Here is a 22,880-nt window from a genome sequence, read left to right on the forward strand (position 1 = left end):
AATCGTCGAAATCGACCGGGCCGTCGGGAGTGACGGGGAACTCACTTGGACTCACCCACCCAGCCTACGGCCAGAGCTTGTCGGTGCGCCCACTACTCTGGACGGCATGTCTGCCCCATTTAACTCTGCCCTGCTTGATGCGCTGAAACAGCGCGTTGTCATCGGCGACGGAGCGATGGGCACCATGTTGCAGGCCGCGGACCTCACCCTGGACGACTTCCTCGGCCTCGAGGGGTGCAATGAGATCCTCAACGACACCCGTCCCGACGTGCTCAAAGACATCCACCGTGCGTACTTCGCCGCTGGTGCCGATGCCGTCGAGACCAACACCTTCGGTTGCAACCTGCCCAACCTCGCCGACTACGACATCTCTCACCGGATCCGCGAACTCGCGGAAAAAGGCACTGCTCTCGCCCGTGAAGTAGCGGACGAGATGGGACCAGGCCGCGACGGCATGGCCCGATTCGTACTCGGCTCGATGGGACCGGGAACCAAGCTCCCCAGCCTCGGACACGCACCGTACGCAGTCCTTCGTGACGCGTACACCGAAGCTGCGCTCGGCATGATCGACGGTGGCGCCGACGCCATCCTCGTCGAAACCTGCCAGGACCTGCTTCAGGTGAAGGCTGCCATTCTCGGCAGTCAGCGCGCGATGGAGCAACTCGGACTGCGGTTGCCGATCATCACGCACGTGACGGTAGAGACAACTGGAACGATGCTCCTGGGCAGTGAGATCGGTGCGGCGCTGACGGCACTCGAGCCACTCGGTATCGACATGATCGGCCTGAACTGTGCCACCGGGCCGGCCGAGATGAGCGAACATCTCCGGCACCTGTCCAAGTACTCGACGCTGCCGGTGTCGGTCATGCCCAATGCCGGTCTGCCGCAGCTCGGCCCCAAGGGCGCCGAGTACCCGCTGACCGCCGACGAATTGGCCGAAGCCCTCAGTGGTTTCGTTTCCGAGTTCGGACTCGGCCTCGTAGGCGGCTGCTGCGGTACGACACCCGAGCACATCAGCGCGGTCGCCGACGCGGTCCGTCAGGTCGAGAAGGCCCAGCGCACCCCGATCCACGAGCCGAGTACCTCTTCGCTGTACTCGGCGGTGCCGTTCGAGCAGGACGCCAGCATCCTGATGATCGGTGAACGCACGAACTCCAACGGCTCCAAGGCTTTCCGCGAGGCAATGCTCTCCGCGGACTACCAGAAGTGCCTGGACATCGCCAAGGACCAGACCCGCGACGGCGCACACATGCTCGACCTCAACGTCGACTACGTGGGCCGCGACGGTGCCGCCGACATGTCGGAACTGGCCAGCCGTCTGGCGACGTCCTCGACGCTGCCGATCATGCTCGACTCCACCGAGCCTGCCGTGTTGCAGGCCGGTCTCGAACACCTCGGTGGCCGCTGCGCTGTCAACTCCGTCAACTACGAGGACGGCGCCGGCCCCGAATCGCGTTTTCACAAGATCATGACGTTGGTCAAGGAGCACGGCGCGGCGGTCGTCGCCCTGACCATCGACGAAGAGGGCCAGGCTCGCACCGCCGAGACCAAGGTCGCCATCGCCAAGCGTCTGATCGAGGACATCAAGGGAAACTGGGGACTCGCCGAGTCCGACATCATCGTCGACGCCTTGACCTTCCCCATCTCCACCGGTCAGGAAGAGGTGCGACGCGACGGCATCGAGACCATCGAAGCCATCCGTCAGCTCAAGGCTGCGTACCCGGAACTGCACTTCACCCTGGGTATCTCGAACATTTCGTTCGGTTTGAACCCGGCCGCACGGCAGGTCCTCAACTCGGTGTTCCTGCACGAGTGCACCGAGGCCGGTCTGGACACGGCGATCGTTCACGCGTCCAAGATTTTGCCGATGGCGCGAATTCCGGACGAGCAGCGTGAAACCGCACTCGACCTGGTCTACGACCGTCGTAGCGAGGGCTACGACCCGCTGCAGAAGCTGATGGCTCTGTTCGAGGGTGTCTCGGCTGCGTCGGCGCGCGAGTCCCGTGCGCAGGAACTCGCCGGACTTCCGTTGTTCGACCGGCTCGAGCGTCGCATCGTCGACGGCGAGCGCAACGGCCTCGACGACGATCTCACCGAAGCAATGACGGTCAAGTCCCCGATCGAAATCATCAACGAGACACTGCTTTCGGGCATGAAGACCGTCGGTGAATTGTTCGGTTCCGGACAGATGCAGTTGCCGTTCGTTCTGCAGTCCGCCGAGGTCATGAAGGCAGCAGTTGCGTTCCTCGAGCCGCACATGGAAGCGACGGACGACGACGGCAAGGGCCGCCTCGTCATTGCGACGGTCAAGGGCGACGTCCACGATATCGGCAAGAACCTTGTCGACATCATCTTGAGTAACAACGGTTACGACGTCGTGAACCTCGGCATCAAGCAGCCCATCGCGACCATTCTCGATGCTGCGATCGAGCACAAGGCCGATGTCATCGGCATGTCCGGACTGCTCGTGAAGTCGACAGTGGTCATGAAGGACAACCTCAAGGAACTGAACTCTCGCGGTGTCTCGGAACAGTTCCCGGTTTTGCTGGGTGGTGCCGCGCTGACGCGTTCGTACGTCGAGAACGATCTGCAGGAGGTGTACGAGGGCGACGTCAGCTATGCCCGCGACGCTTTCGAGGGTCTGAACTTGATGGACCAGATCATGACGACCAAGCGCGGCGGCGGCCCGGCGCCGGACAGCCCGGAGGCCATCGCTGCTCGCGAGAAGGCTGCCGAGCGTAAGGCTCGTCACGAGCGTTCCAAGCGCATCGCCGAAAAGCGTAAAGCTGCAGCGGTTCCCGTCGTCCTGCCGGAGCGTTCCGATGTCGCTACCGACATTGCGGTGCCGACACCGCCGTTCTGGGGCTCGCGCATCGTCAAGGGAATCTCTCTGTCCGAGTACTCGGGGCTGCTCGACGAGCGCGCTCTCTTCCTCGGCCAGTGGGGCCTTCGCGGTCAGCGCAAGGGCGACGGTCCGACGTACGAGGAACTGGTCGAGTCGGAAGGCCGTCCGCGGCTCCGGTACTGGCTCGATCGGCTGACGTCCGAGGGCATCCTCGCGCACGCCGCGGTTGTGTACGGCTACTTCCCGGCGATCTCGGAGGGCGATGACGTCATCGTGCTCACCGAACCGAAACCGGATGCACCTGAACGGTTCCGGTTCACCTACCCGCGTCAGCATCGCGACCGTTTCCTGTGCATCGCTGACTTCGTGCGCTCGCGTAAGGAAGCAGAAGCGACCGGTCAGGTCGACGTTCTTCCGTTCCAGTTGGTGACGATGGGTCAGCCGATCGCGGACTTCGCCAACGAGTTGTTCGCGTCGAACTCGTACCGTGATTACCTCGAGGTTCACGGAATCGGCGTCCAGCTCACGGAATCTCTGGCCGAGTACTGGCATCGACGCGTTCGTGAAGAGCTTGTGCTTCCCGAGGGGCATACCGTCGCGGAGCAGGACCCGACCGAGGTTGCCGGTTACTTCGATCTCGAGTACCGCGGCGCTCGTTACTCGTTCGGATACGGCGCGTGCCCGGACCTCGAGGACCGTGCCAAGTTGGTGGCGTTGCTCGAACCCGAGCGAATCGGCGTCGAATTGTCCGAGGAACTGCAGCTGCATCCCGAGCAGTCCACGGACGCTTTTGTCCTGCACCACCCGGAAGCAAAGTATTTCAATGTCTGAGTTGTTGACCGAGGTATCCGAATCGACCCTCGGTGGTGTCCTGTGGGACATGGACGGCACCCTGCTCGATTCGGAGAAGCTGTGGGACATCGCGCTTCGTGAGTTGTCCCTACGCCTGGGCGGACCGATGACGGAAGCGACACGCATCGCCGTCATCGGTGCGTCGAGCCCCTTCGCCCTGGCGACGGTGTTCGACGCCCTCGGCTTGGAGAAGCATCCCGATGCCGTCGCCGAGGCGAAGGACTGGATGTACACCCGCGTCGGCGATCTGTTCGAGGACGGCGTGACCTGGCGGCCGGGTGCTCGCGATGCACTGGCGACCGTGCGTGACGGTGGTCTGCGTTCTGCACTGGTCACCAACACCGAGCGAGTACTGGTCGATCGGGCACTAGGCATGCTCGGCAGTGAATTCTTCGACCACTCGGTGTGCGGCGACGAGGTTCCCAACGGAAAACCGGCGGCGGATCCGTACCTGCGCGGAGCGCATCTGCTCGGACTCGAGCCGGCGCAGTGCCTCGCCATCGAGGACTCGCCGACCGGTACTGCGTCGGCAAGCGCCGCGGGCTGCGCGGTGCTCGTCGTTCCGTGTGAGGTCGATGTCCCGGCGGGTCCTGGACGCGTGTTTCGAGAGTCTCTGGTGGACTTGTCCATTCACGATCTTCACGACGTTCACTCGAGCGCGGCACGTTAGGCTGGATTTGCTGTGGCTATTCCGAAAATTGTTCTGTTTTACCAGTTCACGCCGTTGGCGGACCCGGAAGCGATCAAGCTGTGGCAGCACAGCCTGGCCGAGTCCAACAACCTGACGGGCCGGATCATCGTCTCGCCTCACGGAATCAATGCGACGGTCGGCGGAGACATCGAGGATGTCAAGCGATACGTCCGCGGAACGCGTGGCTACGAGCCGTTCCGTACCGCTGACATCAAGTGGTCGGACGGACTCGGAAACGACTTCCCTCGCCTCAGCGTCAAGGCTCGCTCGGAGATCGTGACGTTCGGAGCCCCCGACGAGCTGAAAGTCGACGAGAACGGTGTTGTCGGTGGCGGAGTTCATCTGGCGCCCAAGGAACTACACGAACTCGTCGACAGTCGCGGTGACGACGTTGTGTTCTTCGACGGCCGCAACGCCTTCGAAGCCGAGATCGGCCGCTTCCGGGATGCGGTAGTTCCGGACGTCGCCACCACCCGCGATTTCGTCGACGAACTCGACAGTGGAAAATACGACCATCTCAAGGGCAAAGCCGTAGTCACCTACTGCACTGGCGGAGTGCGCTGTGAGGTGTTGTCTTCGCTGATGCGCTCACGCGGCTTCGACGAGGTCTACCAGTTGGACGGCGGAATCGTCCGTTACGGCGAGACTTTCGGCGACCGGGGCCTCTGGGACGGCTCCCTGTACGTGTTCGACAAGCGGATGAACATCGAGTTCTCATCCGAAGCCAAGACACTCGGCGTGTGTGTCGATTGTGGTACTCCGACACCGCGGTACCGCAATCGGATCGACGGCGACGGCCGCACCCTCGAATTGCTCTGCGAGAGTTGTTCACCAGACCTCGAGCAGGACTGAGTAGTGCCCAAGGCTCCGTTGCCGATCCGAAACGGTCTCGGACCCGACCGGCTGCGGATGCCGGCGGAGTCGTCGGCGCATACCGTCCTCGAGCATCTGATCGGCGAGCACCCGGGGGAGCGGGACCTGTGGGCGGACCTCGTGAATGCCGGAGACGTCGTCGACGAGCACGGGCGGAAGATCACGAGCCGAACGCCCTACCAGCCGACCCGTTTCGTGTACTTCTACCGCGAGCCGGCCCCCGAGATTCCGGTTCCGCACGAGATCGAGATCTTGTACCGCGACGACTCCATTCTCGTGATCGACAAACCGCACTTCCTGGCGACCATTCCACGGGGAGCGCACATCGTCGAAAGCGCCGTCGTGCGACTGCGTCGTGATCTGGATCTTCCGGATCTTGCGCCCGTTCATCGCCTCGACCGAATGACGGCGGGTGTCATCGTATTCACGGTGACACCGGACCTACGACGGCCGTACCAGGAACTTTTTGCCGAGCAGCGGATCGTCAAGGAATACGAGGCGATTGCAGGCTTCGATCCGGAACTGACTTTCCCTCGCACGGTGCGTAGCCGCATCAACAAAGTTCACGGCGAGATGACGGCTACCGAGATCGATGGCGAGCCGAACAGTGAGACTTCGATCGAACTGATCGAGACGATCACCGACTCGGCCGGCCGGACTCTCGGTCGATACAGGTTGCTGCCACGGACCGGCCGTACCCATCAGCTTCGGCTGCACCTCAACTCGCTGGGCGTCCCGATCGTCGGTGACAATTACTACCCCGAGTACCTTCCCGCGGTGCCCGGCGACTTCTCGACTCCGTTGCGATTGTTGGCGCGGGCGTTGGAATACCCGGATCCGATCACCGGGAAGACTCGCAGGTTCGTGAGTTCGCGCAGCCTCGACGCAGGCCTGTGAACACCGCTGTTCGTGGGCGTGTGCAAACCGCTTCCGTCCTCGTGAAAGAATGTGTACCCGTGAAGACCTTCGAATCCTTGTTCGCCGAATTGACCGAGCGTGCTGCTACTCGCCCTGAGGGGTCCGGCACTGTCGCCGCCCTCGACGCCGGTGTGCATGCTCAGGGCAAAAAGGTCATCGAGGAAGCCGGTGAAGTGTGGATCGCTGCGGAATACCAGAGCGATGAGCAGCTAGCCGAGGAAATTTCCCAGCTGCTGTACTGGACGCAGGTGTTGATGGTCGGTCGCGGACTGACCCTCGAGGACGTGTACCGACATCTGTGATCGGAGCTGACCAGCGAGATGTTCGCCATCTCGCTCGTCCAGGGCTTCCGATTCATGTCGTCTCACGTCACCCACACCTTCCGAAAGGACATCCACCATGCTGCGCGTAGCAGTTCCCAACAAAGGCTCACTGTCCGAGTCCGCCGCCGAAATTCTCAGCGAGGCCGGCTACCGTCGACGCACCGATTCCCGTGATCTGACGGTCCTCGATCCTGCCAACCAGGTCGAGTTCTTCTTCTTGCGTCCCAAGGACATTGCGATCTACGTCGGCTCCGGTGAGCTGGATCTCGGCATCACTGGTCGTGATCTCGCCGGCGACTCGGGCGCTCCCGTATCCGAGCGTCTGTCACTGGGCTTCGGCCGTTCGTCGTTCCGCTACGCAGCACCGGCAGGCAAGGACTGGGCCGTTGAGGATCTGTCCGGCCTGCGCATTGCGACGTCGTACCCGAACCTTGTCCGCAAGGACCTCACCGATCGCGGACTCGACGCAACCGTCATCCGTCTCGACGGAGCAGTGGAGATTTCGATTCAGCTCGGTGTCGCCGACGCGATCGCCGACGTGGTCGGGTCGGGTCGTACTCTCCGCCAACACAACCTCGTTGCTTTCGGTGAATCGCTCTGCGATTCCGAAGGTGTCCTGATCGAGCGCACCGGCGCTCCGCAGGACGATCCCGCACGCAATCAGCTCATCGAACGCGTACGCGGAATTGTCTTCGCGCAGCAGAATCTGATGATCGACTACGACTGCCCGCGCACCATCCTCGACGACGCCATCAAGATGACTCCGGGTATGGAGTCGCCGACCCTCTCGCCGTTGGCTGACCCCGACTGGGTCGCGGTTCGCGCGATGGTTCCGATCAAGGGGCACAACCAGGTGATGGATGCCTTGGCGGAACTCGGCGCCAAGGCCATCCTCGCGTCGAACATCCGCTCGGTACGCGCTTTCTGATCACTGTCTGAAAAGATTTACGCGCATTCGCGCCCGTTCCTGGAAATCAGGAACGGGCGCGAATCTGCAAAGTCTGGGCGATACGGCCGACGGCACCCTGCTCGTCGTAGAGCACTCCCGCACACATGCCGACGCCATCCGGACCGGTTGTGGTTTCGGCGGCGACACCGACCCACTCGCCCTCGGGCACACGGAAGATATGCACCGTGAGATCGGTGTTGAGGAACGTCCAGTGCTCAGGGTCGAGCTTGGCGCCGACGCCGTTGGAGATGTCGGCCACCGCGAACAAACGCTCGAGGGCAGACATCTTCTCGCCCTCGACCAGCTCGGGCTTGGGGCGCGCCCATACCTTCCCGGTTCCCGCGCACCCGATCGGAGCAATCCAGGACCAGTCGAGGGTCTTGAGGTAGCCGACGCTCCAGAGACCCTCGAGAACGCCCGGGGTGCCGCTGTCACGGGGTTCGAGCGGGGGATCGACTACGTGGACGACCTCGCCGGTATCGACGGTCTCCATCCGCCATGCCGTACCGCGCGCAACCGCGCGGGCAGATCCGTCGGCGGTGGTTGCCCACAGCTCGGCGACGATCAATTCGATTCGGCGACCGGGGCGTTCGATCCACGACCGGACTTCGAGGTCGGCAATCGGAATGGGCCCGAGAATCTCGACGACGACGCGCGTCAGACGGGTTTCGTCGCGCGCACCGCACCGCTCGAGGGCTCGTACCAACAGCGCCGACGGGGGAGCACCGTGCTGCAGTGTCGGGCCCCAGATGCTGACAGTCGCCTGCGTGCTCGCGAACCGCTCGTGCCCTTCCTCCGTGGTTCCGAGGTAGCGGTAGTACGAACTGTCCGTCATGTTATGAATTCTCCTTTGCAGCAACAGGTTCGGTGCTCAGCAGGTCCGGCCAACCTGGATACGGCGGTGGTGTTCCGCCGAACGAGGGGCACAGTGACTTGTGATCGCACCAGTCGCACAGTTTGCCAGGCTTGGGTCTGAAGTCTCCGGTCGCACCTGCTGCGAGAATCGCTTTCCAAATGGCGGAGAGGGTCCGCTCGAATCGAATGAGCTCGTCGTGATCCGGGGCGTACGTGAGAATCGAGCCGGAGGCCAGATAGATCAGGCGCAGTTGCGCGGGAACGATTCCGCGAGTGCGCAGTAGTACGAGCGCGTAGAACTTCATCTGGAAGAGCGCTTTGGACTCGGTGAACTCGCGGGGTGCCTTTCCGGTCTTGTAGTCGACCACCCGCACCTCACCGGTCGGTGCAACGTCTATCCGGTCGACGAAGCCGCGGAGTCGAACGCCGTTCTCCAACTCGGTCTCGACGTAGACCTCGCACGCCTCGGCATCGAATCGAGTGGGATCTTCGAGCGTGTAGTACGTCGCGACGAGCTTGCCGACTTCGCCGAGAAACGCGTCCAGCTCGTCTTCCGGAATCAGATCAGCCGCTTCGGGAGACTCGGCACTGACACGTTCCCACGCGGGACGGACGAGTTCGGCTGCGCGATCGGGAACCCGGTGACCGGTGGGGAGTGCAAACAGCGCTTCCAGGGCCGCGTGGACGACGGTGCCTCTGACCTGGGCTCTGGTAGGTGTTTCCGGAATTCTGTCGACCGCTCGGAACCGGTAGAGCAGGGGGCATTGCTTGTAGTCACCCGCACGCGAAGGAGAGAGCGCCGGCCGACTACGCGGGCGCTCCTGTGATGTTGCACCCGTTGGAGTGGGGGTTGGCAATTCGACAGAGCTCACACCTGGCAGGCTATGCGGTTGGTCCGACAACTCCGTCGGAGCCGGTGGCGAGGACACCGGAAACAAGCGAACAGGGATCATCTGCGCATGGCGAACGAGCTGCAACCAGAAGAAGGCACGACCGAAGTGGATGAGGTTGTGCAGTCCGCTGTCGCCGAGATTCCCGAACAAGAGCTTCCGGAAGCTGATCTCACTGCGCCGGGCAAGCGGCCGTCGGGGCCGTTTCGCGTCGGCGACCGGGTCCAGCTGACCGACGGCAAGGGACGCCACTACACGATCGTGCTCGAGGCGAACCGCGAGTACCACACCCACAAGGGCGGAATCGTTCACAACGATTTGATCGGCGCCGACGAGGGCAGCGTCGTCAAGTCGGTCAACGGCACGCCCTATCTCGCCCTGCGTCCGCTACTGGTCGACTACGTGCTGTCCATGCCGCGCGGTGCACAGGTCATCTACCCGAAGGACGCAGCTCAGATCGTCCACGAAGGCGACGTGTTTCCAGGAGCGCGCGTGCTCGAAGCCGGAGCCGGCTCCGGCGCACTGACGTGTTCACTGCTGCGTGCCGTCGGACCCGAGGGCAAGGTCATCTCCTACGAGGTTCGCGACGATCATGCCGAACACGCGGTTCGCAACGTCGAGACCTTTTTCGGTGAACGTCCGCCGAACTGGGAACTGACCATCGCCGATCTGGCAGAGTTCGATCCGGAAGCGCACGGCGGCAAGGTCGATCGCGTCGTACTCGACATGCTGGCTCCATGGGACGTCCTGCCCGCCGTCTCGAAGGCGCTCGTGCCAGGCGGCGTGTTGATCGTCTACGTCGCGACCGTTACTCAGCTCTCGAAAGTCGTCGAAGCGATGCGTGAGCAGGAATGCTGGACCGAGCCACGGTCGTGGGAATCGATCGTGCGCGGTTGGCACGTCGTCGGATTGGCGGTGCGTCCCGAGCATCGGATGCAGGGCCACACCGCGTTCCTCGTGAGCGCTCGTCGTCTGGCCGAAGGAACGGTCACCCCGAAGCCGCAGCGGCGCGCGGGCAAGGGCTCGAACACGGCAGCCAAGTAGTCATACGAAATCAACAAGAGCGGCGATCCGGATTCCGGATCGCCGCTCTTGTCGTAGCTGGAAGTTATGCGGTGCAGGAAGCGCGGCCCATTTCCAGGAGCACGCATGCCGAGGTGTCGGACAGCTTCCAGGAGCCGTCTTCGAGCTCCCAGGTCCACGGGGTGGCGGGTGCGGCGCCGTGCGGGCTGACGACGGCGACGTCTGCGGTTGCGGTCTGACCGTCGACCTTGACGTTGTCCACGTTGAACGCGATCGCGTAGGCCGGGTTACCGCCCAGCGCAGCACTCATCGTCTCGATGTTGGCCTGACGCTTGGTTCCGTCGACGACCAAAGCGGTCTTCTCCTCGATCGGCTTGGCCGGATCGATCAGAGCGACGAGCGAAGCGTTGAGCTCCTCGGCCGTCGGAGCCGTTGCGGCAGCGGCAGCAGGCGTCGTAGCGGAAGCCGAGGCCTTGGCCGTGGTGCTCGAGGCGGCGACCGAAGTCGAGCTGGCAGCCGTCGAATCCTTGTCGTCGTCCGAGCTGCATGCACCCATGGTCAGGACGGCAGCGACGGCACAAGCGCTGATGAGAGTCTTGCGGATGATCACAGCGTTACCTTTCGTTGTAAAGAGAGACAGGCGCTGTCTCCATCTTGTAGGCAAGGCTAACATGACCAAAACCTGGCTCGAGACCAGTCGGCACGGTCCGTACTCACGTGTGAATTCGCACTCGCGCACCGTGTCTGGCGACACTTGGGGCCTTATGCCGGTAGCGTTGATGGATCGCACTGGGAGGAGACGCACATGAGCTCGACAGAGAACCCGGATTCGGTTGCGGCAGCAGAAGAACTCCACGCGCTACGAGTGGAAGCACAAGTACTGCGCCGACAACTTGCACAATCGCCGGAGCAGGTGCGTGAGCTGGAGTCGAAGGTGGACTCGCTGTCCATCCGAAACAGCAAGTTGATGGACACCCTCAAGGAGGCCCGTCAGCAGCTCATCGCACTTCGTGAAGAAGTCGACAGACTCGGTCAGCCGCCGAGCGGTTACGGAGTCCTTCTCTCGGTACACGAGGACAAGACCGTCGACGTGTTCACGTCGGGTCGCAAGATGCGATTGACGTGCTCACCGAACATCGACACGGACACCCTTGCCCTCGGACAGACGGTGCGCCTCAACGAGGCACTCACCATCGTCGAGGCCGGCACCTACGAGCAGGTCGGTGAGATCAGCACGCTCCGTGAGGTACTCGACGACGGACTGCGCGCACTGGTGGTCGGTCATGCCGACGAAGAGCGCATCGTCTGGCTCGCAGCGCCGTTGGCAGCCGTCTTCGCCGACCCCGAAGCCGACATCATCGCGTACGACGCCGATTCTCCGACCAGGAAACTGCGTCCGGGCGACTCGTTGCTTGTCGACACCAAGGCCGGGTACGCCTTCGAGCGCATCCCGAAGGCCGAGGTCGAAGATCTGGTTCTCGAGGAAGTTCCGGATGTTCACTACGACGACATCGGTGGTCTCGGGCGTCAGATCGAACAGATCCGTGATGCCGTCGAACTCCCGTTCCTCCACAAGGACTTGTTCCACGAGTACTCGCTGAGGCCGCCGAAGGGTGTACTGCTCTACGGTCCGCCTGGTTGCGGTAAGACGCTCATCGCCAAGGCCGTCGCCAACTCGTTGGCCAAGAAGATCGCCGAAGCTCGCGGTCAGGACAGCAAGGACGCCAAGTCCTACTTCCTGAACATCAAGGGCCCGGAACTTCTGAACAAGTTCGTCGGCGAAACCGAGCGTCACATCCGGATGATCTTCCAGCGTGCTCGTGAGAAGGCGTCCGAGGGGACGCCGGTGATCGTCTTCTTCGACGAGATGGACTCGATCTTCCGTACCCGTGGTTCGGGAGTCTCTTCCGACGTGGAGACAACGGTCGTCCCGCAGCTGCTCAGCGAGATCGACGGTGTGGAAGGGCTCGAGAACGTCATCGTCATCGGCGCTTCCAACCGTGAGGACATGATCGACCCGGCCATCCTGCGTCCGGGCCGACTGGACGTGAAGATCAAGATCGAGCGCCCCGACGCGGAATCCGCTCAGGACATCTTCTCGAAGTACCTGGTGGACGGTCTGCCGATCAATGCGGACGACCTCGCCGAGTTCGGTGGCGATCGCACCGCATGCTTGAAGGCGATGATCGTTCGCGTCGTCGATCGCATGTACGCGGAGAGCGAAGAGAATCGTTTCCTCGAGGTCACCTACGCCAACGGCGACAAGGAAGTTCTGTTCTTCAAGGACTTCAACTCGGGTGCGATGATCCAGAACATCGTCGACCGCGCCAAGAAGTACGCGATCAAGTCGGTACTCGACACCGGTGCTCCTGGCTTGCGTGTGCAGCACCTCTTCGATTCCATCGTCGACGAGTTCGCCGAGAACGAGGATCTGCCCAACACCACCAATCCTGATGACTGGGCACGTATTTCGGGCAAGAAGGGTGAGCGGATCGTCTACATCCGCACTCTCGTCACCGGTAAGAACGCCAGTGCCAGCCGCGCGATCGACACAGAGTCGAACACGGGCCAGTACCTGTAGCGAAACCAACACCGATCGGGCCGGCCACTCCACGGGAGTCGTCGGCCCGATCTGTGCGTCGCTGCCGTTCCCTCCGTTGCGATTGGACCGGTCGGTCGCGCTGGTTTAGAGTCCCGCCGTGCAGATACATCTTCGACACAATCCGTCGTCCACTGTCGCTCGCTGCTACCTCGCGCCCGGCGAACCGCTGCGCGTGGAGAGCGGGGCAATGCTCGCGCATTCCGCCGGCGTAGTTCTCGAAGCGAAGGCGCAGGGCGGCGTCCTGCAGGGACTCAAGCGGTCGATGCTCAGTGGGGAGTCGTTTTTCGTCACGACGTATACCGCTCCGCCGCAAGGTGGTTGGGTCGACGTGACCGGCGTGCTTCCCGGCGATCTGATCCCACTGACCATCACGTCCGATCGCCCGTTCTTCCTCAACCGTGGAACCTGGTTGGCCAACTCCTACGGCGTGACCGTCGAGTCCAAGTGGGGAGGCATGTCCAACCTCTTCGGCGGTGAGGGTGGATTCGGTCTGCGGGCAAGTGGCGACGGTGAAGTAGTGCTGGCCGTCTACGGCGCGATCGACGTCATCGACTTGCAGCCAGGCGAGATGGTCACGATCGATACCGGTCACGTGGTCGCCTACGACCTCGGGATGAACTTCAACATGCGGCGCGCCGTTCAGGGGCGCACCATTCAGTCGATGAAGTCCGGTGAAGGATTTGTCTTCGACTTCACCGGCCCAGGACGCGTTCTCGCGCAGACCCGCAACCCCAGCGCGTTTGCTGCTTGGCTCTCGGCGATCACCCCGGGCTGATCACGGTCGCGGCAGTGTTCAGTCGCAGCGGTGTTCAACTCCAGCGGTGTTCAACTCCAGCGGTGTTCAACTCCAGCGGTGTTCAGCTCCAGCAATAGTCGGCCAGCAGCGCGCGTGAGTCCGGAACGAACGGCCACGACGGGTCCTGCAGGTGGGCGCCGAGTTCTTTCGGCGTCCACCACCAACCTTCGGCGATCTCGCTGGGTTGATGTGCCATCGGCCCGTCGTATCTGAGTTCGAACGCAAACAGGTGACAGCGCAACGGAGAGTTGTTCCACTCGCCGTCCCAGGAGATTCGAGCGATCTCCGTCAGTTGGAGTGGCTGATCTGCTGTTCCGAAGATTCCGAGTTCTTCACCGACTTCACGGATCGCGGTTTCCTGCGGCGTCTCACCTGGATCAACGACACCTCCGGCAAGACAGTCGTGATAGCCCCCGAACACCGCTTTTGTATCAGTTCGGCGATGGACGTAGATGCGGGAGCCGTCCCCGGTGCGAACCAGGACGCCCGCACTCGCGTGCCAGAGCCCACCCGAGTAGACGACGGAACGTGGTGCTCGGCCGATCGGATTACCCGTCCGGTCGTACACGGCGACTACCTCGTCCGCGGGATTCAGGTCTGCGGTGAGAGGTTGGTGCATTCCTCCAACTGTGCCACGCCTGTGGGTGCCGCGCCGCAATCACATAGGCTCTTGTGTCATGCAGCGGATCATCGGTGTCGAGGTCGAATACGGAATATCTTCACCCAGTGAGCCGTCGGCGAATCCGATTCTCACTTCAACCCAGGCGGTGCTTGCCTACGCCGCCGCAGCGGGCGTGCCACGGGCCAAGCGCACACGCTGGGATTACGAGGTCGAATCTCCGCTGCGAGATGCCCGAGGCTTCGATCTGGGGCGAATGAGCGGGCCTGCACCGGTCATCGACGCGGACGAGATCGGCGCCGCGAACATGATTCTCACCAACGGGGCACGGTTGTACGTCGACCACGCCCATCCGGAGTATTCGGCCCCCGAGGTCGCCGACCCGCTCGATGCCGTGATCTGGGACAAGGCCGGCGAACGAGTGATGGAGGCAGCTGCGCGGCATGCCTCCAGCGTGCCGGGTGCCCCACGGTTGCAGTTGTACAAGAACAACGTCGACGGCAAGGGTGCGTCGTACGGCACGCACGAGAACTACCTCTGCTCGCGTGACACCCCGTTCGCCTCGATCGTGACCGGCTTGACGCCGTTCTTCGCGTCCAGGCAGGTGATCTGCGGTTCCGGTCGTGTAGGTCTCGGTCAGTCCGGCGACGAGGCCGGATTCCAGCTTTCGCAGCGATCCGACTACATCGAGGTCGAAGTAGGCCTCGAGACCACGCTCAAGCGCGGAATCATCAACACCCGCGACGAACCGCACGCGGATGCGGACAAGTACCGCCGGCTGCACGTCATCATCGGTGACGCGAACCTCGCGGAGATGTCGACCTACCTCAAGGTGGGAACAACCGCGCTGGTACTCGACCTGATCGAGGCGGGCGTCGACCTCACCGATCTGCAACTGGCACGTCCGGTCACAGCCGTCCACCACATCAGCCACGACCCCACTCTTCGCAAGACCGTTGCGCTGGCCGACGGTCGTGAACTGACGGGGCTTGCGCTGCAACGTATTTACCTCGAACGTGTCTCGAAGTTCCTCGATCGCGAGGCGGATCGTGATCCGCGAGCGGACGATATCGTCGCCAAGTGGGCGATGGTTCTCGATCTCCTCGAGCGCGATCCCATGGAGTGCGCGAACATCCTCGACTGGCCGGCCAAACTGCGCCTGCTCGAAGGTTTCCGCAATCGTGAGGGACTCGCGTGGTCGGCTCCGCGATTGCATCTGGTGGATCTGCAGTACTCCGACGTGCGACTCGACAAGGGCCTCTACAACCGTCTGGTTGCTCGCGGCTCCATGGAGCGGCTTGTCACCGAACAGCAGGTTCTCGACGCGGTCACGAACCCTCCCACCGACACTCGCGCATACTTCCGTGGCGAGTGCTTACGCCGATTCGGTGCCGATATCGCGGCCGCGAGCTGGGATTCGGTCATCTTCGATCTCGGCGGCGAGTCGTTGATCCGCATCCCCACCCTCGAGCCGCTTCGAGGTACCAAAGCGCACGTCGGAGCGTTGCTCGACTCCGTTGACAGCGCCGCGGAACTGGTTGATCAGCTCACTCACTGAAACAGCTGATGCGGCTCGCCGTCGCGTCTCTCCACACCTGACGGTGCCGCTCGGTAGGGTGAAGGTCCGAGCGGGATCAGTTACCGACTCTGCTGGGCCGAACAGGATGCTCGCGAGAGCTCCCTTCACACAAGGAGGTCGACGGCGATGGCTCAAGAACAGACGCAGCGTGCCGGTGGCGGCGAAGACGACGAAACCACTGGTGGCGACGGCAGTGCCGGCCAGGAACGTCGTGAGAAGCTCGCTGCAGAAACCGACGACCTGCTCGACGAAATCGACGACGTGTTGGAAGAGAACGCCGAGGACTTCGTCCGTGCCTATGTCCAGAAGGGCGGCCAGTGACGGTGGATCGCGCGCCCCGGATCACCGACGGGGACACACGGTTGAGCTTCGGCTCGAATCTGTCGTCATTCTCGGAATACCTTCGGGTGCATGCACCGGAGCATCTTCCGCAGAACCGCTTCGCCGACACAGGAGGTGTTGTCATGGGCGGGGGAGACGTAGCTCCGCACGGCACCACCATCGTCGCGATCAGCTATGCGGGTGGAGTTCTGCTCGCTGGTGATCGCCGAGCGACGATGGGCAACCTCATCGCCAGCCGTGACGTGCAGAAGGTGTACGTCACGGACGACTACTCGGCTGCGGGTATCGCCGGTACGGCCGGGATCGCAATCGAACTGGTCCGGCTCTTCGCGGTCGAGCTCGAACATTACGAGAAGATCGAAGGCGTCCCACTCACGTTCGACGGCAAGGCCAATCGACTTTCGTCGATGGTTCGAGGAAATCTCGGAGCAGCGATGCAAGGTTTGGCGGTCGTGCCATTGCTCGTGGGTTACGACCTGGACGCGGTCGATCCGTCGAGGGCAGGTCGCATCGTCTCCTACGACGTCGTCGGTGGGCGATACGAGGAGCGCGCGGGCTATCACGCAGTCGGATCCGGTTCCCTGTTCGCGAAATCGGCGCTCAAGAAGCTGTATTCCCCGGGAATCGACGAGGACACCGCGCTTCGGTTCGCAGTCGAGGCGCTGTACGACGCGGCAGATGACGATTCGGCTACCGGTGGTCCTGATCTGACACGCGGGATCTATCCGACAGCGGTCACCATCACCTCGGCCGGTGCCGTGGAGTTGTCGACGGCCAAGGCTGCCGAGATCGCAAGGGAGATCGTCGCGGCTCGTACTGCGACAGCGAGTCCGGAAGGGGAGTCTGCGCTATGACGATGCCGTACTACGCATCAGCCGAACAGATCATGCGCGATCGTTCGGAATTGGCGCGCAAGGGAATTGCCCGCGGACGCAGCGTCGTCGTTCTCACCTACCGCGACGGAGTGCTCTTTGTCGCCGAGAACCCGTCGAGGGCGCTGCACAAGGTCAGTGAACTGTACGACCGTCTCGGATTTGCGGCAGTGGGCAAGTACAACGAGTTCGAGAATCTGCGCCGCGCGGGCATCGTCCACGCAGACATGCGTGGGTACTCGTACGACCGTCGGGACGTCACGGGGCGTTCCCTCGCCAATGCGTACGCACAGACCTTGGGAACGATCTTCACCGAGCAGCCCAAGCCGTACGAGGTCGAGATCTGCGTTGCCGAGATCGGCCGTTTCGGGAGTAGTACGCCGGCTCAGCTCTACCGGATCACGTACGACGGTTCCATCGCGGACGAGCAGGAATTCGTGGTCATGGGCGGTACAACCGAACCGATCGTGACGGCGATGCGCGAGTCCTACCAGCGAGACCTCGACCTCGAATCCGCGGTGCGGCTCGCGGTTGGGGCGCTTCAAAAGGGCGGTCCGGCGCCGGCCGGAACTACTGAGGCGGAACCGCGAACACTCGATGTGAGTGCACTCGAGGTTGCCGTTCTCGACAGCAACCGTCCACGCCGTGCGTTCAAAAGAATCGCTGGTTCGGCATTGGAAGAGATGCTTCCAACTCCGGCAGCAACTGAGGACGCGCCGCCGGCAAACGGCGACGCACCCTCGTAGTTGCTGCGTCGGTCTGGGAGTTACTGCAGGTCTGGGGTTACTGAGTGATTCTGTAGACGGCCACCGCGCCCGGTTCGGTGTCGAAATCGAACCGGCGCGCGTCTGCCACCACTTCACCGTCGGTGGCGATGGCGACCGGTGAATCGGCCACTCGAACCGACATCGAGGACACGAGTTCGCGAACGTAGACCCGCGAGCTGCCCAATGTTCCTGTGGCAGCAGCAAACAGCAGGCGTGAACGCGAGAACTTCTTGTCCGCGCGCAAGTAGCGGACGTCGAGCAGTCCACGGTTCATCTCCGGACGCGACATCGGCACCTGATCAGCGGGGGAGTATCGCCCGTTTCCGACGAACAGCATCCAGATGGTGGTCCGCTTCCCGTCGATGGTGACAGTCATCGGCTCTGCCGCTGCGAGAACCCGGATCATTGCAGCACCAGCGGCCGGCCACTTACCGAAACGCGGTTCCCACTTTTCCCTCAGACGCACAGCGTCCGGGTATCCGCCCAGGCTGGCTGTGTTGAGAAACCGTGCAGTCACTCCGGAATCCGTGCGCACCACCGCGTGGTCGACAAATGCCGCCTGACCGGACTCGACTGCCTGTGCGGTCTCCTCGACATTCACCGCCCCGACGTCGCGGGCGAAATGGTTCAACGTTCCGCCGGGAAAGACCGCAAGTGGTAGCTCGTGCTTTGTCGCCGCGGTCGCGACCGTGACCACTGTTCCGTCGCCGCCGCATACTCCTAACGCTTTCGGCGAGAGTTCGGGGATCTTGGCATCGATCTGCATGTCGAAGTCGATGTCCGCGTCGAACTCGTAGACGATGGCCTCCGGTAGCAGTTCTCGAATCGATTCCACGATCCCGTCGTCCTCGGAGCCTGAACCAGGATTGGTGAAGACCAACAAGCCTTCTCCGCGCGCGAGCGCAGGAACCACACACTCGGGTCCGAGTTCGGCGGGTTCTTCGTCTCGCACCGCCCACCAACGACGTGTGCCGGCAGCGATTGCGCCGCCGACCGCGAGGCCTGCGAAGACGTCGGACGGCCAGTGCACTCCGTTGTGAACGCGTGAGTACGCCACTGCTGCGGCCAGTGGCGCGAGTGCGGCGCCCGCCGCCGGGGACTCCATGGCCACTGCCGCGGTGAATGCCGCGGCAGAAGACGAATGCCCGGAGGGGAACGAGGACGACGTCGGAATGTCGACGCCTCGCTTCGGGCTCAGCCAGACACGCGCCGGTGGGCGCCGGCGGGGGAAGAGGGGCTTGAGTATGCCGTTGGCCAGCGCGCTCGAACCTGCCAGCGTGAGCATCCCACGTGCCGCTGCCCTCCTGGGGCGGCCACCGATCATCGCGAGCAAGGCCGCGACAACCATCCACAAAACGCCGTGATCGGCAGCTCTGGAGAGAAACCGCATGGTCGGGTCGAGCACGGAAGGGCGCAGTGCTCCAGTGCTTTCCATGACTTTGACGTCGCTTCGGACAACTTTTCGGCGAATAAGGCTCACACCGTCACACTATGCCGCCGCCCGACGTTGTCGAGTCGTGACTTACGACGCGATCGAAGTACACGGGTGAACCTCGCATTCTGGTTGTAGTGTCGAAGTGTGCAGAGACGAATCATGGGTATCGAGACGGAATTCGGCGTTACCTGCACCTTTCACGGGCACAGGCGACTGAGCCCCGACGAGGTTGCTCGTTACCTCTTCCGTCGTGTCGTGTCGTGGGGTCGCAGCTCCAATGTCTTCCTCCGTAACGGAGCCCGCTTGTACCTGGATGTGGGTTCGCACCCGGAGTACGCGACCGCAGAGTGCGACAGCCTCATCCAGTTGGTCAATCACGACCGTGCCGGTGAGCGAGTGCTCGAAGAACTGCTGATCGACGCCGAGGCGAGACTCGCCGAGGAGGGGATCGGCGGCGACATCTACCTCTTCAAGAACAACACCGACTCGGCCGGAAACTCGTACGGATGCCACGAGAACTTTCTCGTCGCGCGCGCCGGTGAGTTCTCCCGCATTTCGGATGTCTTGTTGCCGTTCCTCGTCACGCGCCAGTTGATCTGCGGCGCCGGCAAGGTGCTGCAGACGCCGAAGGCCGCGACGTTCTGCCTCTCGCAGCGTGCGGAACACATCTGGGAAGGTGTCTCGTCGGCGACCACGCGCTCGCGTCCGATCATCAACACCCGCGACGAACCGCATGCCGACGCCGAGAAGTACCGCCGACTGCACGTGATCGTCGGCGATTCGAACATGGCCGAAACAACGACGATGCTCAAGGTCGGTTCTGCAGCACTCGTGCTCGAGATGATCGAAGCCGGGGTTTCGTTCCGCGATTTCGCTTTGGACAACCCGATTCGTGCCATCCGCGAGGTGAGTCACGACGTGACGGGTAAAAAGCCTGTCCGTCTAGCTGGTGGTCGTCAGGCCAGTGCCCTCGACATTCAACGCGAATACCACGCCAAGGCAGTCGAACACCTGCGTAACCGCGAACCGGACCCGCAGGTCGAGCAGGTAGTCGACCTGTGGGGTCGCACCCTCGATGCCGTCGAAGCTCAGGATTTCGCGAAGGTCGACACGGAAATCGACTGGGTCATCAAGCGCAAGCTGTTCCAGCGCTACCAGGACCGTCACGGTTTCGACCTGTCCGATCCCAAGATCGCGCAGCTCGACTTGGCGTACCACGACATCAAACGCGGCCGGGGTGTCTTCGACGTGCTGCAGCGAAAGGGCTTGGTCAAGCGGGTCACCGAGGACGAGACGATCGACGATGCCGTCGAGAATCCGCCGCAGACCACGCGCGCCAAATTGCGAGGCGACTTCATCACTGCCGCCCAGGCCGCAGGCAGGGACTTCACGGTCGACTGGGTTCACCTCAAGCTCAACGACCAGGCGCAGAGAACGGTGCTCTGCAAGGATCCGTTCCGTTCCGTCGACGAGCGTGTCGAGCGTTTGATCGCTTCGATGTAGGTCACCCACTTTCACGATTTACAACACGGCAGGTCTGTTTTGCGGCGACGCGCCGGGCACGAAAGTGTCCGGCGCGCGTTCGGTTATCGGATAGCCACTAGGATTTCGGCGTGGCGACATCAAAAATCGAGCGGTTGATGAACCTGGTGATCGCATTGCTGTCCACCAGACAGTTCCTCACGGCGGAGAAAATCCGCGACAGTGTGGCCGGGTACAACGATTCCGCGAACTACGAAGCGTTCAGTCGCATGTTCGAACGCGACAAGAACGAACTTCGTGACCTGGGTGTCCCGTTGGAAACCGGTCTGGCAGGACGGTTCTCGACGGTCGAGGGTTATCGGATCAATCGCAATGCCTATGAGCTTCCGGACGTTGACCTCACCAGCGAGGAATCTGCTGCGGTTGCCGTCGCCGTGCAGTTGTGGGAGTCGCCGGAACTGATTTCGGCAGCCCAGAGTGCACTACTCAAACTCCGAGCGGCCGGCGTCCAGGTCGACTCAGAAGTCAGTGCCGCGCCGGTCACGGCGATTCCCGCGCGCACCCGCGGTTCGGAGCCCGCGCTCGGCAAGCTGCTTGCAGCCGTCGACGCCGGACGAGCAGTTCATTTTCAGCACCGCGGCGCGTTGAACGAACCGTTCACCGAGCGCACCGTCGAGCCGTGGGGCGTAGTCACGCACAACGGCAAGTGGTATCTGGTCGGGCACGACGTCGACCGTGATGCGGTGAGGACCTTCCGGCTCTCCCGGATCGGTGACGATGTCAGGGAGTTCGGCCCGGCCGGTTCGGTTCACAAACCCGAAGGTGTTGATCTTCGCGAGGTCGTCGACCGCGTGACCGGATCGGGAGTCGTCACCGGAACCGCCACGGTCTGGGTCGCAGACGGCCGCGCACATGAGCTTCGGCGGCTTGCGACGTCGTCGTCCGATCGGCGGCTGACCGATCGTGATGGCAGCGTGCTGGCCATTCCCGTCCGATCCTGGGAATGGACCGCTCGGTTGATCGCCGGTCACGGTTTGGATGCACTGGTGTTGGACCCACCGGATTTGCGTGCTGAGGTCGTCGCGAAGCTTCGCGCCGCCGCGGCGAGCCCGGCCACCAGCAATGACGGACAGGGGGAAAACTGATGAGCAATCGACTGTCATCGCGGTTGGCACGGCTGCTCAACCTCGTGCCGTACTTCATCGCAAATCCGGGCATCAGTCCCGCCGAGGCGGCCGAGGAACTCGGCGTCAGCACGACTCAACTGATGACCGATCTGAATCAGCTGTGGGTGTGCGGACTGCCCGGGTACGGTCCCGGCGATCTCATCGACCTGTCCTTCTCCGAGGAAAGTATCGAGGTCACGTTCTCGGCCGGGATCGATCGCCCGCTGCGCCTCACCTCTACCGAAGCGACGGCATTGCTGATCGCCCTTCGGTCGTTGGTGGAAATGCCGGGCATGGTCGATCCGTCGTCGGCCCAGCGCGCTATCGCGAAGATCGAGGACGCAGCAGGCTCGGCCGCGGCACGAGCTATCGGTCAGGACCGGGATACATCGCCGGCGCCGGACATCGCCGAAGACCCGATCGCCGCGACGGTCAGAGCCGCGCTCGCAGACAAGACCGCCCTGCGATTGACGTATTATTCGGCCTCGCGTGACGCGGTCTCCGAGCGCATCGTCGATCCCGTTCGTATCGTGTTGGTCGACAACTACAGCTACCTCCAGGCCTGGTGCCGTCAGGCCGAGGGTGTGCGGTTGTTCCGATTCGATCGGATCGATGCCGCCGTCCAACTCGACGAGCCCGCCGACCCGCCGCCGCAGGCCCTCGAGGAAGATTCGAATCTCGAGTTGTTCAGCGGCGACGGTTCCCTTCCGGAAGCACGGTTGTTCATCACCAAAGAGTGGGTGTGGATGCTCGACTACTACCCGATGGACGTCGAGCACGTGAACGACGACGGGTCGGTCGAGGCGACGATGAGTTTCGGAACACTCGAATGGATGGCAAGGCTGGTGTTGGGATTCGGTGAGGGAGTTCGGGTCCTTCATCCGCCGGAACTGGTCTCCGAAGTCCATGATCGGGCCGTTGCGGCACTCGACGCCTACGACGTAATCGGTTCGTAAAAGTTGGGGAAACTCCGCGTTCAGTGGGTTCGCAGGAAACAAACA

The 22,880-nt window shown here is 62.7% G+C and carries 21 protein-coding genes; 16 read left to right on the top strand and 5 right to left on the bottom strand.

From position 1 onward, the window contains the following. Window positions 1–106: 106 nt before the first annotated feature. From metH to hisG, 6 genes are all read left to right on the top strand, one after another. Entirely contained in the window at window positions 107–3,676 is a 3,570-nt protein-coding gene (gene metH / locus QMA15_RS08620) for a methionine synthase (protein ID WP_020907816.1), read from the top strand. Further along, window positions 3,669–4,367, top strand: a complete 699-nt coding sequence (locus tag QMA15_RS08625) for an HAD family phosphatase (RefSeq protein WP_019748526.1) — start codon at window positions 3,669–3,671, stop codon at window positions 4,365–4,367. The genes metH and QMA15_RS08625 overlap by 8 nt, the downstream gene beginning before the upstream one ends. Window positions 4,368–4,379: 12 nt before the next feature. Then, a complete protein-coding gene (locus QMA15_RS08630; protein ID WP_003944828.1) occupies window positions 4,380–5,240 on the top strand; it encodes a rhodanese-related sulfurtransferase in 861 nt (286 codons plus the stop codon). Between the two features lie 3 nt (window positions 5,241–5,243). Continuing rightward, entirely contained in the window at window positions 5,244–6,158 is a 915-nt protein-coding gene (locus tag QMA15_RS08635) for a pseudouridine synthase (protein ID WP_290283965.1), read from the top strand. A gap of 41 nt (window positions 6,159–6,199) precedes the next feature. After that, window positions 6,200–6,481 (top strand): phosphoribosyl-ATP diphosphatase, encoded by a 282-nt coding sequence (locus tag QMA15_RS08640; RefSeq protein ID WP_020907813.1) that lies wholly within the window; start codon window positions 6,200–6,202, stop codon window positions 6,479–6,481. Window positions 6,482–6,578: 97 nt separating this feature from the next. Continuing rightward, window positions 6,579–7,430, top strand: coding sequence for an ATP phosphoribosyltransferase (gene hisG, locus QMA15_RS08645; protein WP_003944905.1), 852 nt, complete (start codon window positions 6,579–6,581; stop codon window positions 7,428–7,430). 46 nt (window positions 7,431–7,476) lie between these two features. Here hisG and QMA15_RS08650 read toward each other — a convergent pair whose 3' ends face one another. Together QMA15_RS08650 and QMA15_RS08655 are read right to left on the bottom strand one after the other, a co-directional pair. Further along, complete coding sequence (locus QMA15_RS08650; RefSeq protein WP_097387355.1) at window positions 7,477–8,286, bottom strand: thioesterase family protein; 810 nt, start codon at window positions 8,284–8,286, stop codon at window positions 7,477–7,479. A 1-nt stretch (window position 8,287) separates the two neighbouring features. Further along, complete coding sequence (locus tag QMA15_RS08655; protein WP_031333396.1) at window positions 8,288–9,349, bottom strand: RecB family exonuclease; 1,062 nt, start codon at window positions 9,347–9,349, stop codon at window positions 8,288–8,290. On the opposite strand from QMA15_RS08655, the gene QMA15_RS08660 reads away from it, so the two are divergent. Next, window positions 9,317–10,240 carry a tRNA (adenine-N1)-methyltransferase gene (locus tag QMA15_RS08660; protein ID WP_007729892.1) on the top strand — a complete coding sequence of 308 codons (924 nt, stop codon included), beginning with the start codon at window positions 9,317–9,319 and terminating at the stop codon, window positions 10,238–10,240. The genes QMA15_RS08655 and QMA15_RS08660 overlap by 33 nt on opposite strands. Window positions 10,241–10,304: 64 nt before the next feature. Here QMA15_RS08660 and QMA15_RS08665 read toward each other — a convergent pair whose 3' ends face one another. Further along, the gene (locus QMA15_RS08665; protein ID WP_290283972.1) at window positions 10,305–10,829 is read right to left on the bottom strand and encodes a hypothetical protein; all 525 of its coding nucleotides are present in this window, start codon (window positions 10,827–10,829) and stop codon (window positions 10,305–10,307) included. 195 nt (window positions 10,830–11,024) lie between these two features. Here QMA15_RS08665 and arc point away from each other — a divergent pair, with 195 nt between their 5' ends. Both arc and QMA15_RS08675 read left to right on the top strand, forming a co-directional pair. Continuing rightward, window positions 11,025–12,800, top strand: a complete 1,776-nt coding sequence (arc, locus tag QMA15_RS08670; RefSeq protein ID WP_003944870.1) for a proteasome ATPase — start codon at window positions 11,025–11,027, stop codon at window positions 12,798–12,800. A 118-nt stretch (window positions 12,801–12,918) separates the two neighbouring features. After that, window positions 12,919–13,596: a TIGR00266 family protein gene (locus tag QMA15_RS08675; protein ID WP_290283974.1), complete on the top strand. Its 678-nt coding sequence runs from the start codon at window positions 12,919–12,921 to the stop codon at window positions 13,594–13,596. A gap of 82 nt (window positions 13,597–13,678) precedes the next feature. On the opposite strand, the gene QMA15_RS08680 is transcribed toward QMA15_RS08675, so the two are convergent. Further along, window positions 13,679–14,236, bottom strand: coding sequence for an NUDIX domain-containing protein (locus tag QMA15_RS08680; RefSeq protein WP_020969670.1), 558 nt, complete (start codon window positions 14,234–14,236; stop codon window positions 13,679–13,681). A gap of 58 nt (window positions 14,237–14,294) precedes the next feature. On the opposite strand from QMA15_RS08680, the gene dop reads away from it, so the two are divergent. From dop to prcA, 4 genes are all read left to right on the top strand, one after another. After that, a complete protein-coding gene (gene dop, locus QMA15_RS08685) occupies window positions 14,295–15,794 on the top strand; it encodes a depupylase/deamidase Dop (protein WP_019748516.1) in 1,500 nt (499 codons plus the stop codon). 147 nt (window positions 15,795–15,941) lie between these two features. Continuing rightward, on the top strand, window positions 15,942–16,136 hold the full coding sequence (locus QMA15_RS08690) for a ubiquitin-like protein Pup (RefSeq protein ID WP_003944925.1): 195 nt from the start codon (window positions 15,942–15,944) through the stop codon (window positions 16,134–16,136). Then, window positions 16,133–17,011, top strand: a complete 879-nt coding sequence (gene prcB, locus QMA15_RS08695) for a proteasome subunit beta (protein WP_019748515.1) — start codon at window positions 16,133–16,135, stop codon at window positions 17,009–17,011. The genes QMA15_RS08690 and prcB overlap by 4 nt, the downstream gene beginning before the upstream one ends. Beyond that, a complete protein-coding gene (prcA, locus tag QMA15_RS08700; RefSeq protein ID WP_019748514.1) occupies window positions 17,008–17,775 on the top strand; it encodes a proteasome subunit alpha in 768 nt (255 codons plus the stop codon). Before prcB ends, prcA begins: the two co-directional genes overlap by 4 nt. 37 nt (window positions 17,776–17,812) lie before the next feature. Here the strand turns inward: prcA and QMA15_RS08705 are convergent, their stop codons facing one another. After that, on the bottom strand, window positions 17,813–19,231 hold the full coding sequence (locus tag QMA15_RS08705; RefSeq protein WP_290283978.1) for a phosphatase PAP2 family protein: 1,419 nt from the start codon (window positions 19,229–19,231) through the stop codon (window positions 17,813–17,815). Between the two features lie 144 nt (window positions 19,232–19,375). Here QMA15_RS08705 and pafA point away from each other — a divergent pair, with 144 nt between their 5' ends. From pafA to QMA15_RS08720, 3 genes are all read left to right on the top strand, one after another. Continuing rightward, a complete protein-coding gene (pafA, locus tag QMA15_RS08710; protein WP_007729869.1) occupies window positions 19,376–20,734 on the top strand; it encodes a Pup--protein ligase in 1,359 nt (452 codons plus the stop codon). 110 nt (window positions 20,735–20,844) lie between these two features. Continuing rightward, window positions 20,845–21,858, top strand: coding sequence for a YafY family protein (locus QMA15_RS08715; RefSeq protein WP_031333394.1), 1,014 nt, complete (start codon window positions 20,845–20,847; stop codon window positions 21,856–21,858). After that, the gene (locus tag QMA15_RS08720; RefSeq protein WP_021344321.1) at window positions 21,858–22,835 is read left to right on the top strand and encodes a YafY family protein; all 978 of its coding nucleotides are present in this window, start codon (window positions 21,858–21,860) and stop codon (window positions 22,833–22,835) included. Before QMA15_RS08715 ends, QMA15_RS08720 begins: the two co-directional genes overlap by 1 nt. The last annotated feature ends 45 nt before the right edge of the window (window positions 22,836–22,880 follow it).

Source organism: Rhodococcus sp. APC 3903, assembly GCF_030407755.1.
GTDB classification, from domain to species: domain Bacteria; phylum Actinomycetota; class Actinomycetes; order Mycobacteriales; family Mycobacteriaceae; genus Rhodococcus_F; species Rhodococcus_F erythropolis.

What these genes read in the sequence shown, in the direction of transcription:
- QMA15_RS08705 (WP_290283978.1), bottom strand. Translation starts at nt 19,231, where the DNA reads ATGGAAAGCACTGGAGCACTGCGCCCTTCCGTGCTCGACCCGACCATG.
- QMA15_RS08720 (WP_021344321.1), top strand. Translation starts at nt 21,858, where the DNA reads ATGAGCAATCGACTGTCATCGCGGTTGGCACGGCTGCTCAACCTCGTG.
- QMA15_RS08690 (WP_003944925.1), top strand. Translation starts at nt 15,942, where the DNA reads ATGGCTCAAGAACAGACGCAGCGTGCCGGTGGCGGCGAAGACGACGAA.
- hisG (WP_003944905.1), top strand. Translation starts at nt 6,579, where the DNA reads ATGCTGCGCGTAGCAGTTCCCAACAAAGGCTCACTGTCCGAGTCCGCC.
- QMA15_RS08625 (WP_019748526.1), top strand. Translation starts at nt 3,669, where the DNA reads ATGTCTGAGTTGTTGACCGAGGTATCCGAATCGACCCTCGGTGGTGTC.
- arc (WP_003944870.1), top strand. Translation starts at nt 11,025, where the DNA reads ATGAGCTCGACAGAGAACCCGGATTCGGTTGCGGCAGCAGAAGAACTC.
- QMA15_RS08680 (WP_020969670.1), bottom strand. Translation starts at nt 14,236, where the DNA reads ATGCACCAACCTCTCACCGCAGACCTGAATCCCGCGGACGAGGTAGTC.
- QMA15_RS08650 (WP_097387355.1), bottom strand. Translation starts at nt 8,286, where the DNA reads ATGACGGACAGTTCGTACTACCGCTACCTCGGAACCACGGAGGAAGGG.
- prcA (WP_019748514.1), top strand. Translation starts at nt 17,008, where the DNA reads ATGACGATGCCGTACTACGCATCAGCCGAACAGATCATGCGCGATCGT.
- metH (WP_020907816.1), top strand. Translation starts at nt 107, where the DNA reads ATGTCTGCCCCATTTAACTCTGCCCTGCTTGATGCGCTGAAACAGCGC.
- dop (WP_019748516.1), top strand. Translation starts at nt 14,295, where the DNA reads ATGCAGCGGATCATCGGTGTCGAGGTCGAATACGGAATATCTTCACCC.